The 13,853-nt window shown below is 62.2% G+C and carries 10 protein-coding genes and 2 pseudogenes; 4 read left to right on the forward strand and 8 right to left on the reverse strand.

Features of this window, described 5'->3' with window-relative positions:
* Together GSQ76_RS29510 and GSQ76_RS29515 are read left to right on the forward strand one after the other, a co-directional pair.
* Positions 1-421, forward strand: a pseudogene (locus tag GSQ76_RS29510) (transporter substrate-binding domain-containing protein); the annotation flags it as partial.
* Positions 422-779: 358 nt separating this feature from the next.
* Positions 780-2,291 (forward strand): alpha/beta hydrolase domain-containing protein, encoded by a 1,512-nt coding sequence (locus GSQ76_RS29515; RefSeq protein ID WP_158747665.1) that lies wholly within the window; start codon positions 780-782, stop codon positions 2,289-2,291.
* 7 nt (positions 2,292-2,298) lie between these two features.
* On the opposite strand, the gene GSQ76_RS31490 is transcribed toward GSQ76_RS29515, so the two are convergent.
* Entirely contained in the window at positions 2,299-2,721 is a 423-nt protein-coding gene (locus tag GSQ76_RS31490) for an HD domain-containing protein (RefSeq protein WP_216851349.1), read from the reverse strand.
* A gap of 250 nt (positions 2,722-2,971) precedes the next feature.
* Positions 2,972-4,240, reverse strand: coding sequence for an MFS transporter (locus GSQ76_RS29525; RefSeq protein ID WP_158747667.1), 1,269 nt, complete (start codon positions 4,238-4,240; stop codon positions 2,972-2,974).
* 135 nt (positions 4,241-4,375) lie between these two features.
* Here GSQ76_RS29525 and GSQ76_RS29530 point away from each other — a divergent pair, with 135 nt between their 5' ends.
* Positions 4,376-5,284, forward strand: coding sequence for a LysR family transcriptional regulator (locus GSQ76_RS29530; protein ID WP_158747668.1), 909 nt, complete (start codon positions 4,376-4,378; stop codon positions 5,282-5,284).
* 246 nt (positions 5,285-5,530) lie between these two features.
* On the opposite strand, the gene GSQ76_RS32235 is transcribed toward GSQ76_RS29530, so the two are convergent.
* A complete protein-coding gene (locus GSQ76_RS32235; RefSeq protein ID WP_254070707.1) occupies positions 5,531-6,043 on the reverse strand; it encodes a hypothetical protein in 513 nt (170 codons plus the stop codon).
* A gap of 99 nt (positions 6,044-6,142) precedes the next feature.
* Positions 6,143-6,544: pseudogene (locus GSQ76_RS32985) on the reverse strand (TniQ family protein); the annotation flags it as partial.
* A gap of 128 nt (positions 6,545-6,672) precedes the next feature.
* On the opposite strand from GSQ76_RS32985, the gene GSQ76_RS29540 reads away from it, so the two are divergent.
* Positions 6,673-7,668: a hypothetical protein gene (locus tag GSQ76_RS29540; protein WP_158747670.1), complete on the forward strand. Its 996-nt coding sequence runs from the start codon at positions 6,673-6,675 to the stop codon at positions 7,666-7,668.
* Between the two features lie 62 nt (positions 7,669-7,730).
* Here the strand turns inward: GSQ76_RS29540 and GSQ76_RS29545 are convergent, their stop codons facing one another.
* The 4 genes from GSQ76_RS29545 to GSQ76_RS29560 are packed head-to-tail and all read right to left on the reverse strand — an operon-like array spanning position 7,731 to position 13,595.
* Positions 7,731-9,566 (reverse strand): TniQ family protein, encoded by a 1,836-nt coding sequence (locus GSQ76_RS29545; RefSeq protein ID WP_256367035.1) that lies wholly within the window; start codon positions 9,564-9,566, stop codon positions 7,731-7,733.
* Positions 9,547-10,581 (reverse strand): TniB family NTP-binding protein, encoded by a 1,035-nt coding sequence (locus GSQ76_RS29550; protein ID WP_158747672.1) that lies wholly within the window; start codon positions 10,579-10,581, stop codon positions 9,547-9,549. Before GSQ76_RS29550 ends, GSQ76_RS29545 begins: the two co-directional genes overlap by 20 nt.
* Before the next feature lie 24 nt (positions 10,582-10,605).
* Positions 10,606-12,885, reverse strand: coding sequence for a DDE-type integrase/transposase/recombinase (locus GSQ76_RS29555; protein WP_158747673.1), 2,280 nt, complete (start codon positions 12,883-12,885; stop codon positions 10,606-10,608).
* Positions 12,882-13,595, reverse strand: coding sequence for a hypothetical protein (locus tag GSQ76_RS29560; RefSeq protein WP_158747674.1), 714 nt, complete (start codon positions 13,593-13,595; stop codon positions 12,882-12,884). The genes GSQ76_RS29555 and GSQ76_RS29560 overlap by 4 nt, the downstream gene beginning before the upstream one ends.
* Positions 13,596-13,853 lie beyond the last annotated feature (258 nt).

Below are 13,853 nucleotides of genomic sequence, written 5' to 3' on the forward strand. Positions count from 1 at the left end.
GACACCACGCGTCGCGCCAAGATGTTTATGGGTCCGGACCCTAGCCGGCAAAGTGATAGGCATCACCCGGGGCACGTCTGAGGATAAGGCGGTCACGCAGAATGCGAAGGGGGCCGAAATCAAGCGGTATGAAGATTGGCCGACGGTGGTGACCGCGCTGGTTTCCGGCCAAGTCAAGATTGCTGCCGGCACACCGAGTTCGATGAAGACGATGAATGAGGCGAGTGGTGCTAACTACGAACAAAAGTTTCTAATCGAGACGACGCCGCTCGGCATCGGCATGAGGAAGGGAGAGCCCGAACTCAAGGCTTGGCTGGACAAATGGGTTGCGGAAAATCTGGCGAACGGAAAGCTGAACGCGATCTACCGCAAGTCGATCGGTGTCGATCTCCCGATGAAGGAATTGCAGGCCGCCAACTGACTACCCGCGACCTCATCCGTCGGCAGTGGCGAAGATTCCCGGGTCTTCGCCACTGCCCAGTCGGCGACGCAACCCATTTGCTTTCCTTTCTGCGCGGCTGCACGGGCGTGTCTCGCGTGGGTTGCGTTGGGCGAGATGCATGACCGCGCGGTGATCCCAGATGTGTAGGGCAGCATCGTCAACTTCCGCGCCGCCCTGTATCTGGCGGCGACCCTGCCGTGCCAGCGTTCCGGCGCTGTCATCCCGTTTCCCTGGCTAGAATAGGCATCGATCTCACGGCCGAGCGTGTGTCCGCCTTGTGGCCTCGCAGCGGACATTGCTCTAGCATCACAACAAAATCATAACAGGGGCACGGAGCATGCGACTGATCCTGGCAGCGGCCGGATGGCTAGCGTTGACGGTGGCCGCGGAAGCGCGAGTTGTCCGGCTGGAGATCACCTCGACCCAGCCTTATGGCACCTTCGCGTCCGGCGAATTCGTCCGCACCGAAGGCCGCGTAGTGGGCGAATTGTCACCCGACGAGGCCATTCCCGGCCTTGCCACAGCGACGCGCACCGAGCGTGGCATGGTCGCGTATGCCAGCCCTTTCATCCTGATACACCCGAAGGACCCAAACGCCGGCAATGGCGCCCTGTTGTTCGACGTGGCCAACCGGGGCCGCCCGATCTCGCATGCGCTGTATAACAGCCCACGCGCCGTGCCTATCCCGGTCGGCTCGCTGGAGGCGGGGACGGGATTCCTGGAAAGCCGGGGCTTCTCGATGGCCTATACCTCGTGGGAGCTTGGTACCGGCATCGACCTGCCGGGCCATTCGGGGCCAGACGGCAAAATGATTTACGCGGAGGGTGTCGGGCTGGCGGCGATCCGCGACCTGGTCGACTTCCTGCGCAACGCCGGGCACGACGATGCCGGCACCCCAAACCCGATGGAAGGCCAGGTGAATCGCACCCTGGTCGTGGGCTATTCGCAGACCGCGCGGTTGCTGAAGACCATACTGATCGAAGGCTTCAACACCGTCGATGGCCGCCGGGTGTTCGACGGCATGCACATCCAGGCCAGTGCCGGCGGACGGGCCGCCGTGCTGGCGGAGAACACAGGGCCGCAATCCTCCTCCTTCTTGACGCCGCGGTTCACCGACCCGGATCTGCGCGGCGTGCACGAGCCGCCGTTCACCTGGGCGGACATCGTGGCCAAATTGACGGGGCGTGGCGAAGTGCCGCCCCGGATGCTGGTCACCAACATGACCACGGATTATTTCAGTATCCGCGCGTCCCTGGCCCGCACCGGCGCAAATGGCACGGCGGACGTGCCGTTTCCACCCAATGTCCGCGTCTACGACGTGGCCGGCGCCTCGCACGAGCGCAACCCGCGAGGAGGCTGCGAGAAGCAGCGTGACACGTTGGATTGGTCGCCGGTGATGCGGGCCACGCTGGTGAACCTGGATGCCTGGGTGTCCCGAAATCGGCCGCCGCCGCCCAGCCTGTTGATGCCGCTGGAGGCCCGGCCCGGCGACCCGGTGGTGCTGCAGGCGCCGAAGCATCTCCCCGATGCGACGGTTCAGGTGCCCAAGCGGCGGGCGGACGGCAATTTCGAAGGCGGCATCCAGCTACCGGACGTGGCGGCGCCGCTCGGCGTGTATGGCGAGCAGAACCTGCCGCTCTCGGATCGCTCCTGCAACCTGAGCGGCTCGTTCATCCCTTTTACGGCAGAGCAGATCCACGCCCACTTCAAGGACCGGGCGACCTACCAGGAGGCGATCCGCGCGGCAACCCGCACCCTGCTGCGGCAGCGGTTCCTGCTGCCTGGCGATGCGGCCGTCATCGTTGACGCGGCGGCGACCGCCCCAGGGTTCGGGCCCGCCCCGCAGTAGCGCCGGGTTACGCGGAGCGCGCGCGCAGATTGGCTGAGAGCACCCCGACCGTCTCCGGCGTCACGAGGCCGAGCGCCCCGGCGAGATGCCACCAGCCGTGGTCGGCTTGCCGGACGATCGTGCACTCCGTGCTGACGCCCATGTGCAGACCCTCAAAAGAATGCCCAACCGCAATGTGCGCGACCTCATCCGGCAGACCGACGGTCAGGCATACATGCATCCCGAAGACGGAGTGGCGGAAGGTCGGCATGCCGCTATCGGCCGGGTCGGCTTCCCAGCGCTGGCGGTTTGCCCGGTCGAACTCGAACGGCTTGCCGACGTCGTGGCAGACGGCACCTGCGTAGAGCACATCCCAATCGATGACGCACTCCGGATAGGATTGCGCGAATTCCTCGGCGATGGCTTTGGTGTAGCGGACGACCCCGCGCACATGGTCTGCCTGTGTGCCGCGGCGCAGAACGGGTGCGCCGGGGTTGCCTTCCGGGGGGATATCCGTGATTCGGTTGAAGTCGGAGCAGCACAAAGCGTAGCCCCAAGCCTCAACGGCTTTCGCACGGAGACCCGCATCCGGTATCCATGCGATCTCAGGAAAGTCTTCTAAGACTGCGGCCCGGACGTCATCCGTCACCAGGCGGCGTGGGCGAGCGTAATGGTGTTGCATTCTTGAGGCTTCCCGCAGTTTAGGCGTACTGAGCTTGGATGGGCTTACGGGTCATCGTCAGGGTGACGACGGCGCCGAGCAGCAATAGCGCGGCTGCCACACGGAAAGCCCAGTCGTAGCCGCCCGTGCCGGAGACGACGTACCCAGTGATGATCGGCGCAATCAGGCCAAATGTGTTTCCGCCGAACGCGGTGATGGCAATCACGCGGGACACATCCTGCGGATTACGCAGCAGGTCGCTGGCTAATGTGAAGTTTAGACCCGCCCCCGTCGTCGAGCCCGTCAGGACCAACGTCAGGATCGCCAGAAGTTGCCAGATATTCCCGGCCATCGGGGCCAGCAAGATGGTCAGTGAGAGCAGCGCCATGCAGGCAATAAAACGGCGGCGGTGCCCGGCTTGGATGGCGGTGGACGACAGCGCTCGGTCGCTAAAACGGGCGATCGCAAGCCCCAGGACCATGGTCACGAGGTAGGGAACCGCCGTGAGATACCCGTTATTCATCGTCGACAACTCGCGAGACGATTGCAGGTAACTCGGCAGCCAAGTGAGGAAGAGGTATGCGGTGTAGACGAGGCAAGCCTGGGTAATGACCAGGCCCCATACGCTGCGCTGGGACAGCAGGTAACCCAGCGTTGACGGTGGCGTGGTCGTCGCCGCCTCGTCCGGTTTCCCACCGTTCCGCTCCGCGAGGATCTTGGCCTTTTCGATTTCCGGCAACCATCGAACGGTCTCAGGCGCGCCATACCAGATCTGCCAGGCGACCAGCCAGACGAAGCCCAGCAAACCAAGCATGACGAAAGCGGGCCGCCAGCCGAAATTGCTGACCAGCGCTGCGGCCACAATGGCGCCTATTGCTGGTCCAGCGGACGACCCACCGTTAAATAACGTCGTCACCAGGCCGCGTTCCCGCTCGGGAAACCAATCGCGTATCACCCGTCCGCCCGCGGGGTAGGTGGTCGCCTCGCTGGCCCCCATCACCAGCCGGGCAGCCAGGATGGAAACAAAACCCGTCATGCCAGCAGTCGCCATCGTCGCCGCGGACCAGATTGCGATACCACCGCCAACCATACGCCGCGCACCCACGCGATCGACCAGAATGCCGATTGGTATCAGGCAAATCACATAAGTCCACAGAAAACCCGAGAATAGGTAACCCATTTGGATCGGGTTGAAGCCAAATTCCGCGACAACTTGTTTCGAGGCCACGGAGAACGCAATGCGGTCCATATAGTTGATAATGACCGCAGTGAAGAGCAGCGCGGCAATCCACGCTCGGCGATGCGTCATGGCTTCTTCCCGATAAGAGTGTCGTTGCCGATCTGGCGTCGGCGTTCATGAATGAGTGTTCAGCTTTATTGCACTAGACGTTGTTTAGTGGCCGGTCCAATAGGATATTCGATGTCGAACCCATAGGGATTCCTAATGAATCGCATAACCCTTGCGCAGATCGAGGCGTTCCATTGGGTGAGTCAGCTCCAGTCGGTCATTAAGGCGGCTGCCAAACTGGACATTTCCCAGCCCACAGTCTCCCTCCGCATTCGGCAGATTGAGGCCGAGCTAGGTGCTCCGGTGCTGGAGCGGCACGGCCGTGGCATCCGTCTGACGACGGCTGGCCACGCTTTTTCCGCCCACGTCCGCAGGGTCTTCGACGCTTACCAGGATATGCAAAACGCAACGGCTTTGGGTCAAATGGAGGGCACCTTCCGGATCGGTTTAGCTGAGGGCTTCGCCACGGCCTGCATGTCGAGCCTCGTCTCAGCGGTCGCGCAAGCCTTTCCAAAGATCCGGCCGGAGTGGACTGTGACAACAAGCGACGGGCTGGAGCGAGACCTGGTCGACGGCAAACTCGATCTAGCTCTCCTCGTGGATGCCTTCGGCCATCGCGACATCCGGCTGCTACCACTGGGCTCACAGCGCAACGTTTGGGCCGCTTCGCCGCGGCTGCGGCTGCCGAAGCTAAGCCGGCCACAGGACCTGGCCCATTTGACGACGGTGACGACGCCGGCCCCCACCTCCATGTACCGGAACACCATCGGCTGGTTTGCAGATGCCGCAGCGCAGCCGGGCCCGCTTTGTCTCTGTACCAGCGTGAACGCCGCGGCTCAGTTGGTGGCAGATGGTGTGGGGATTGGAATCTTTCCCTTCCGCATGGTTGAGACCTACCGCGGATCCGGTGCCCTGACCCCCATTGCCACACGGCCGCCGTTGGGTGTCGGCCGCGTTTTTGTCGCTGACCGTGTGACCACTGATGTCGGCCGAACCCGCATGGTGATGGATCTTATGGTGGAGGTCACCCGCACCGTTGGCTATTTCGTCGAAGAGCCCGATTGAACGTCCTTCAAGGCTTCCGCATCAGGAGCGGCAGCCAAATCCCGTCGAACATCTCAGTGATTGCTTCAATACTGTATGTAGGCGAGCACAATTCCAGAGACTCAATCCACCCTAACCTATTGATATCGAGTCCTTGCCAACAGTTAATCCCGAGACTACCGAGCGCAATTCCGGAGACTGGCAACTGCTCCGAGCAGAATTCCAGAGACTCACGGTTTCCTCGCGGTAAGCTCCTGAAACTACTAGCTACTCGGCATTCTCAGCTTGCTTGCTGACAGATTCCATGCGCTGCACACTCTTCTTCTTTTGTGCGGTTACCAGGCTGCGGAATTCAGCACACGCCTCCCGGATGGCCGTGCCGGAGCCAGGTGGCAGGCGGTCCAGCCAGCGTTCGACCGGGCCGACTGACTGGCGCAGGCCAAACCCCGGAGTGCCTGCTGCGCGTTCCTTCATGATTGCCAATGTCTCCAGGAAGGCACCGGGCCAGGCTTCGGCCAGCGCCAGGCCCCGGCTCAGGGCTACATGCGCCTCCCAGGCTAACTCGCCGGTCTGGTCCATGGAGAACACTTTTGAGCGGGGTGCCACCAGCTCCAGTCCTATGCGAAACAGGAATTCGACGACTTTGCCGGGTGCAAGGTCCCGGAAAGGCTCGAACCCTTGAACGTGAGCCGCCTCGGCCGCAAAATTGCTATCTCCCAAGAGGCCGTAGACCGCCCGGGTGCCGCGCAGGTCTGCGTCCGAAAGGGCTTCGGCCTGCATCCTCCTCAGGATGGCCCCACACCCGCAGACCAGCAGGCGACCCTCCAGCCAGCGCAGCGGCTCGCCACACGTGCGGCAGCAGTCGGCGAGTCGTACCTTATGAATTGGGCAGGCAGCGACAAACAAAAGGTCCCAGATGGCCCGATGATGGTCCGCCTCCTCCAGGCACCTGGGGCAGACACGGCGGTCGACCCCTCCACGGCGGTCAAACGCATTGGATCCCAACTCGTGGCCCCGAAACCAACCCACGGCATCGTTGGGGATGCCATACGATATTGCATGTAGGTCGGCCTGCGGCATCCCAGATGTTTCAGCCAAGGCGGCCAGCCAGGCCGGTTCTGGCCGATTGGTCAAACGGTTGAAGCCACAATCCTCCGCCAGGCCGCGCGCCGAGGTAAACCTGCGGGCTGCCAGCCGGAAAATGTAACCTATCAGGCTTTCATCCGGCCGCGGCCGGGCACTGACGCTGTGCTGTCCTTGCGGACGTGAGGGAACAGCCATCGGCTCCTGCGGCTTTTGCTGGAGCCCAAGCTATTTCCTTGTCAGGGCACCTGTCTATCCCAGGATGCCCGTTGACCGTCCGCTAAATGCTTCTTAGGGGTGCGGAAGGCATATCGGGAGAAACGTCCGTGCTCCAGGCAATGGAAAAGCGAGAGGACGTCGGCCGGGCGATGAAAGACTTCCATATCAAGTTCGCCCAAGACGCCGAAATGCTGCAAGGACTCGGAAATTCAACCTGTTGGCACAAGCGCCTAGGCATGTGGGGCCATTTCAGTGCTTGGAAGCGCGATGACGGGTCAAACCGCTTTTGGAATGCCTTCGGGTTCTCGCCGACGAGACTTCGCGGGAACATAGTTGTCGAAATCAATCCACCGGACAGGGGCACAAGCAAAACCATGCAGGGCCTGCTGGCCCGCTCCCAGGATGGTGCCCGCTGGGTTTTGCACCGCGGACGGATGTCCATTCCCGGTGCCCACATCCAGGAAAACCAATTTGACCGGATTTCCTCAAGCAGGCGGTCTAGTGTTATTTTTGCGGACAACTCTGTGGTCGGGTGCCATCTAGTTGCCGATTTGGATGCGTCTGCCCGGGTCATGCAAAATCAGGTTGCCGCCTTTGTCCGGGAGTGCAGCCGCGTCAGGACCCACTACACGCACGGCCCGGAAGCGGCACAGCAGGAAGCAAGCGTGGAGGCTGCCGAGCTCAGCTTTCCAGAGCAGACCGGCACCTACAAGGTAGGTGGGCAGGGCCCTAAGATCGTGACCAGAAAACATGCGGATGTCTGGGTCGCACTGGCGGCGGCGCTGGATACGCTCAAGGTAGGGCACAGCAATGGTCGGGTCGGACGCTGGGGGCCGGACTTGCGGACGCTCGGCAAGGCAAAGCTGTTGTTCGAAATCAAAGTCACCACCGTTGCCGGGGAGCTGCAGCAGGCCATAGGGCAGCTGTTCTTGTATGAGCAATTGCTCCAAGGCGGCTACCAAAAAATCCTGGTGCTGCCAGATAACCTCGCAGGAGCCGTAGGGACAGCGGTCGCCAATTTAGGCGTGAAGGTCCTGTCATTTTCCCGGCTTGGCAGAACCACGACCTTTAACCTGCAAGATTTGACACGGCTGTTGAAGTAGCCTGTTGGGGTCGGCCTGCAGCTTTCACATCGGCTTGAAGGGGCCTCCGGCGAAATTTGCGCCTAGCCAAGGCCGCCCAGGTTCGACCTGGCAAAAAAATTCTGCCGCGAGCCGTCAACACCAGGCCCCGCCACCGGCAGGACACCCTCACGTTCCAGCCGGGCGGCCAGCGCGCGGGGAGATGTTCTCCATTCCCGTGCAAGTTGGCCGCCGCTGACATGAGCATCCAGGAACCAGCTTGTATCGGCTGCAGAAATGCGGCCATTCCAGGATGGGAGCAGACCGCGATCGACCAGATTGGCGACGACTTGCCATTTGAGGCCCATCCGCTCGGCCGCCGCCTGCAGCGTCATGCTTTCCGGGTCTTCCAGCGCCCGGCACAGGCAGCGTACCTCGGCTGAAGAGAACCTGAGCTGCTTGAGTCCAACGGCCGACCTGTCGCGCAGCCGCACTTGCAGGTTTCCTTCAGAGACCTTGGCAAGCATGGCAGCCAGCCCGATACCCCGGCGGCGGAGCGCTTCGGCGGCAGCATCAAAGTCCATGGTCCGTCCGCTCCACTCTTCCGACGCCTCTGCGGCGAGTTCATCCGGCAGGCCAAGGACAGTCTGGCGGGCAAAGGCCCACGGGCCCCGGCCATCAGCCAGCCCGCGGTGCACCGGCTGCACCAAGCCATTTTGGACCAGGGATCGCATCCTGGGCACGCAAATTCCGAGTGCTGCGGCCGCTTGCGCCAGAGTCATGGAATCCGAGACGGCCGTGGCAAGATGTTCGACCGCTGAGCGGCTGATCAGCATGGGGATGCCACGCCCCTCGCTGGCTACCGGGGGCACCAAGCCCGCCGCCATTATGCGCTTGACCCTGGTGCCCCTCGTCTTCAGCTGCTTGGCGGCCTCCAGCAAGCCCAGCGCCGGGACGGCTTGCTCACAAACGAGCAGCCGGGAGCGATGCGTGCGCCGGGCAAGCTCCGGATCGCGTGCGACAAAACCTGCGGCGGCCTGCGCCAGAGCGTCCTTGACAGGACCGGCGGCCATCTCGGTCAACCAGTTGTAAAACGCTCCCAGTGACTTGCGTGCACCATACCGGCCACGCCGATCAGCGGACATTGCCTCCTGCCTTGCCAGGAAGCCGTGAATAGATGCAGGCCAGTCCTCCAGAGCCTGCATGCCTGCACCGACTACTCCTGCGACCGTGTCGGGACCTGCCGCAACCAATGCTTCGATGCGCCGCTGACGGGGCCAAGCGGTCAGGAACATGCCCAACGACATCAGCAGACGCAGCAAATCCCCGGAGCTGCAGCACGCGAGTGGAGCGGCCAGCCAGGCCGCCTCATGGGGTTCCAGCAGGTCCAGGAGCTTGCCCGCAACGACCGCTTCGCGCCCGGAGACACTCTGGAATTCTTTCAAGGCGTATGCACCGCATGCGCATCGCTCCATGCCCGGCTCACGCCAGCCAAAGCGCTTGTGGCAGCCAGGGCAGCGTTCGATGAGCCGCACGCCGTGCTCGCCACAGGCCGTTGCCAGCGCCAGGTCCCAGCGCGCTCGATGGTAGAGTGATAGGCTCAGGCATTGCGGGCAGAAGCGTCTGCAGTCCAGCCGGATGAACTCGCGGCTGATCTCGCCGCCGAGAAAATGCTGGTGCGCCGATCGTCCAGCACGCCGATAGCTCATGGCGACAAGCTGAGCTTCGTCCGCCCTGGCCAACAGCGCCAATGAGGACAGATCGGCATTGGTCGCCGCGGAGCCCGGCTGGCGCAGGCCCGCCAGGATGGCGAGCTTGTCCGCCGAGGCAAATCGGGTCCGGTCTGCAAGGCGCATGATAAAGCCGGGCAGGCTCTCGTCGGCGCGTGGCGTAGCGCCGACGGAGAGGTGTCTGCCCGGGTCACCCTTTGAAGGCGACATCCTTGTGGCTCTGCCGTGTGCGACCGCGAAGCCGGGTGACGGGGTTGTCGGCAGGCTCGCCACCGCCACCCTGCCCGTGAGTGAACAACTTGGGATTCTGCCGCCGCAACCTTGAACCGGAAAATGCCCCTGCGATGTGTTCGAGCGTCATCTTTGGGCACTGCCGGGCAAGCACCTCGTCCACGGCGTTCATCGCGGCAACCTCGAGCAGGGTTGCAGCATGTCCGATTTGACCCAGGCTGGCCGCGAGCAGGGGTTTGGCAATAGCTTCACCGGTCAGGTTCGAGAGCCGCCCGAACACGAATTCCTTGAGGTGCTCGTCGAGCTCGCGCAAGACATCCAGGAACATCATCCGTTCGGCGGTCACATTCCAGTCCAGGGGCTGGAGCTCGTGGTCGAACAAGATGCGTCCAGACAATTCGGGGCTTGCATCAAGCAACCGCTGGGCCTCGAACGTCCCTGAGATGACCATTGAGAACCGGGCCTCGTTGGTCAGGTCCTTGAGGACCCCAGCCAATAACTTGGCTGCATCGGTCTTCTTCCTATCGATGCCCTGATGGGTCTCCTCGATCAGGATGAGCCGCAATCCCACGGTCTTGGCCAGGGCAACAATGTTGTCCTGGATGTCAAAGCGCCGGTTGCCCTGACCAGCAACTTGCTTGATTGTCAGATTGGCCAAAATGGAAAACAACCGTTCCAGGAAATTTTTTGTGGTGGTGTCCGGCATGCGTAGCAGCACGACTTCCATGAGGTCGGCAGGGTCTCCTTCGGCGTTCACGCGGCCATTGACGACAGTCGGATAACGGGCCTTGTAGTCGCGCAGGATTTTGGTCTTGCCACTGCGGGTATCACCAAGCAGCGTCAGGACGCCGCCCTCGGAACCGCCGTTGTCACGACGGTGCAGCTTGGCAATGTCGTCCTGGATTCTGGTGACCCGTTCGTAAGGCACGAAGACCTCACGCAGCCCATTGATGTTCAGCTCAAGTCCGGCACGGTCATGTTGTAAGCTAGGCATAATCAAAGTTCCTTTCGGTTGTTTTCAGTTGTCGTTTCGCAGGCTGCGTGCCTGAATGCGTGGGCGCGCAGCCTGCGTTTTGACCCGGGATGCTACAGGTGGCACGTCGGCAAGCGGTGCCGCCAGAACTTCGGGGGTATCGTCCTGGGTGGCGGGTAGCACGTCGCCCAGACTGTCTCCGGCAGGGGCCTGCTGGCCGATGCCCGCAAACTTGGCGACCTGGCTGCCAACCTTGCCGTTACCCGTGCCAGCCCGGACGGCTTTTGCTGCCGCCTCGAACAGGGCCACTTCCTGGTCACGCATCCGCTGCTTGGCAGCCATAAGTGCGCGCTGGTCGAGCGCCCCAAGTTCGGGTTTCTTGGTGTTCTTGAGGATGCGGTCGTGGGCGAACACGGACAGGCCGCGCATGTAGTCAGCCAGGAGCGGCTTGAGTTCCTCGTCTTTGCGGCTGAACGGGTTGATGACCCAGGCCTGGGAGACGTCGTACTCGTTAATACGCACCTCGACCTCCATCCCCTCGCGAAAAGAGGGATGGCGCATGATGTGGTTGAGCGGGGCGCCTGGCCCCTCCGTCCATGTCAGGCCACCGAAGGTGACGCCGCGCACATCAAGTTTGCATTTTTCCACACGGGTCAGCAGGACATTGAGGTCGGCTTTCTTGGGCACCGCGCGCGGCAGCGTGCGGCTGGCCTGTTCCTGCCAGACGCGCAGCGGAATGTCGTGGATGCCGCGGTGATAGGACCGGGCGTAGACCAAGCTGATCCACTCCCAGATGCGGCGATATAGTTCACTGTACGTAATCCACGCTTCGCCATCTTCGTCGACGCCTGCAACCTGCTTTTCGCCAGGCAGCTTTGCGCCGAGCAAGCCGTAAATGACGTCCTCTTTCAGGGTTCGCCAAAAGCGCTCGATGCCGCCCTTGTATTCGGGCATTGCAACAGGCTCGTAGTCAATCATGACTTGGAGCGAGAGGCCGATACGTTTAACGGTTTCGTTCACGTAGTCTGGGCCCATGTCGAAGTAGAAGGTCTCCGGAGCTCCAGTCGGATACTCATAGTTCAGGTCGGGAATCAGCTTGTGCAGGAACCCTTTGGGTGACATTGCCTGGCGAAGGCACTGCAGGTTGGCCCCAATGGATTGGTTCTCAAAATTCAGGTGGGCTGCCAGTGGCATGCGGCTGGCCTTGTCCAGGGCAGCCGTGAGCCACGGGCATCCGAGCACGACACCCGTTTTGTCGTCTTTGACGCGCAGGTTGATGAAGGAGTGGTCCACCTCGACCCGCTCCAGGATACATTTGATCTCCGGGGCTTTGCCGACTTGGCGGAACAGCCGGTCGGCGTCCTCCTTGGTCCCGCGGCGGCGTGCCACGGTATACTGGTCGACTTCCTCTCGCATCCAGCGCGCGACGTGAGCTTCGCTGGGGCACGTCAGTGCGCGGCCTGGGAAATCCTTATTCCACTTAGAAACCAACTCCAAAAGTGCGGCGTAGACCTTATTCTTCTTGTTCTTGCGCCGCTGGAGCCAAAGCTTGTCCACCGCTTCGGAGAGCCATTGCTCAACGCGCGGATTCATGTAGCGCTTGTGAGGTCCCTGCAGGTCATGCCGGGGTGCTACTGCGCGGATGTCGCCACCTGCGCGCTCGACTTTGGTCAGCCACTTGCACCATGTGCTAAAGGCGGGCGGCGACACCTTGTGTGCCTCTGCCACTGTGGCAAGGAAGGGCTCCACGTATTTCTGTGACAAGAATCGGGGGCGGACACGGTCTTCCTCCGGCACTTCCGGCTTGTGGCGGGCGAAAAATGAACCCGGATTTCGCCAGGCATCAAAGAAGAGCGCAAATTTCTCCACCGGCTTCCGTACACTTTGGGGAAGGCTGGTGATGGGAATGGACAGGATCTGCCGGGTGCGCTCATCCAGCTCGGCACCGGGCGCACTCACCATCTCGATGTCGCCCTCATAGCAGGCGGCCTGGAAGTCCTTAAGCGAAATGGAGCCGGTCTCGTCGGTTGCTGCGTCCTGCAAGCTGATGATGCCGCTACGAACCACGCAGACCCGCCAAGTGGCGTCGTTCCAGCGCATGTAGGCGCCCTTGCGCGGCCGATCGCCATGCAGCACCAGAGGGCGAACCCGCCGCTCGATAACCTTGGCTTCGACGCCAGCGAACCATTCAGCCAGCCTGAGCTGTTCGCGCTCGCCGGTCAGGACGTTTTCGAGGGCGACACCTGTCTCGCCAAGTCCGTCGATGCGCCAGGTCCCGCCGTTCCAGCGTGCGGTCTCCCCGCGTGCGGGCAGGTCCAGGTTCATGGCCGATACCCCAGGACATCAAAGCCAAGCACCGCCATACCGGCATTCAGGCCCGTGTTGATGTCGAGGCGGAGATAACCAAACGCTGCCAGACACAGCAGCTGGTTCCAGGACACTGCATCGCCACCCAGGCTTCGATGGATTTCGCCCAGCGCGATAGGGCATCTGTGGCTCCAAGCATCGGCCAGCTTGCCCGGCATCTCCTGGTTCCAATCGCGCAAACGGTTGACGAACAGCGCCCGGGCGATCGGCAGCCGCACATCACTGAGAAGCTCCTCTTCAGTGATGACATCGAAGTGGCAGTCGGCCTCGCGGTAAGCCCTGGCCACCGCGCCGTGTCTCTCCCGGCCCCTCTCGGATGGCGTCACTCCAGAGCGTAGCAGCCGGATCGCCCGCTTTCGGTGACCCTCGTCAATGATAAAGTCGGGCTTGAATTCTACCGGCTCGCCGTAGAGCTCAAGCTTGATCGGCGTGGTCTGCGCCGTCCAGCTATCCACATCGGGCCGGGCGTCCAGGAGCATGGCCATATGCTTGTGGAAGTAGTGGCGCAGCCCCTCCATCCGCTCGGCTCCCTTGACGGTGGGAAACCACGACTTGATGTTTGGGCTGGTGCTGCCGAGCTTATCTGAGCGTGGCTTACAGGCCTTGGAGGTTTTGAACTTCGGGGACCAGTTGGAAGCCGAGGCGATACCGATGCAGTGCTTGCGCATTCTCGTTTCCCGACGAGAGGATAGGCGCGCCTTGATGGCGCGGGCGGACTAGACGGGAAACTGCGTTATTGAGGCACGGCATCCAGGCAGGCAGGCTTGGCAAACCCAGGTGCCCCCAGGGACGGATGTGCCAAAACGCGCTCGTGCACTGCTATCGAGAGCCAGTGGAGATTGAAGCATGGTTTATCCGGCAAGCTTGGTTCTAGGGAACCGTTGCACCCCCAGGCAACCTGGAGGCGAAGACGCTCAGTGCGTGCT

Origin of the sequence: Acidisphaera sp. L21 (genome assembly GCF_009765685.1) — a bacterium.
Taxonomy (GTDB): Bacteria; Pseudomonadota; Alphaproteobacteria; order Acetobacterales; family Acetobacteraceae; genus LMUY01.

Coding starts and splice junctions, on each gene's coding strand:
- GSQ76_RS29515 (WP_158747665.1), top strand. CDS start 780: ATGCGACTGATCCTGGCAGCGGCCGGATGGCTAGCGTTGACGGTGGCC.
- GSQ76_RS29525 (WP_158747667.1), bottom strand. CDS start 4,240: ATGACGCATCGCCGAGCGTGGATTGCCGCGCTGCTCTTCACTGCGGTC.
- GSQ76_RS29530 (WP_158747668.1), top strand. CDS start 4,376: ATGAATCGCATAACCCTTGCGCAGATCGAGGCGTTCCATTGGGTGAGT.
- GSQ76_RS32235 (WP_254070707.1), bottom strand. CDS start 6,043: ATGCAGGCCGAAGCCCTTTCGGACGCAGACCTGCGCGGCACCCGGGCG.
- GSQ76_RS29545 (WP_256367035.1), bottom strand. CDS start 9,566: ATGTCGCCTTCAAAGGGTGACCCGGGCAGACACCTCTCCGTCGGCGCT.
- GSQ76_RS29550 (WP_158747672.1), bottom strand. CDS start 10,581: ATGCCTAGCTTACAACATGACCGTGCCGGACTTGAGCTGAACATCAAT.
- GSQ76_RS29555 (WP_158747673.1), bottom strand. CDS start 12,885: ATGAACCTGGACCTGCCCGCACGCGGGGAGACCGCACGCTGGAACGGC.
- GSQ76_RS29560 (WP_158747674.1), bottom strand. CDS start 13,595: ATGCGCAAGCACTGCATCGGTATCGCCTCGGCTTCCAACTGGTCCCCG.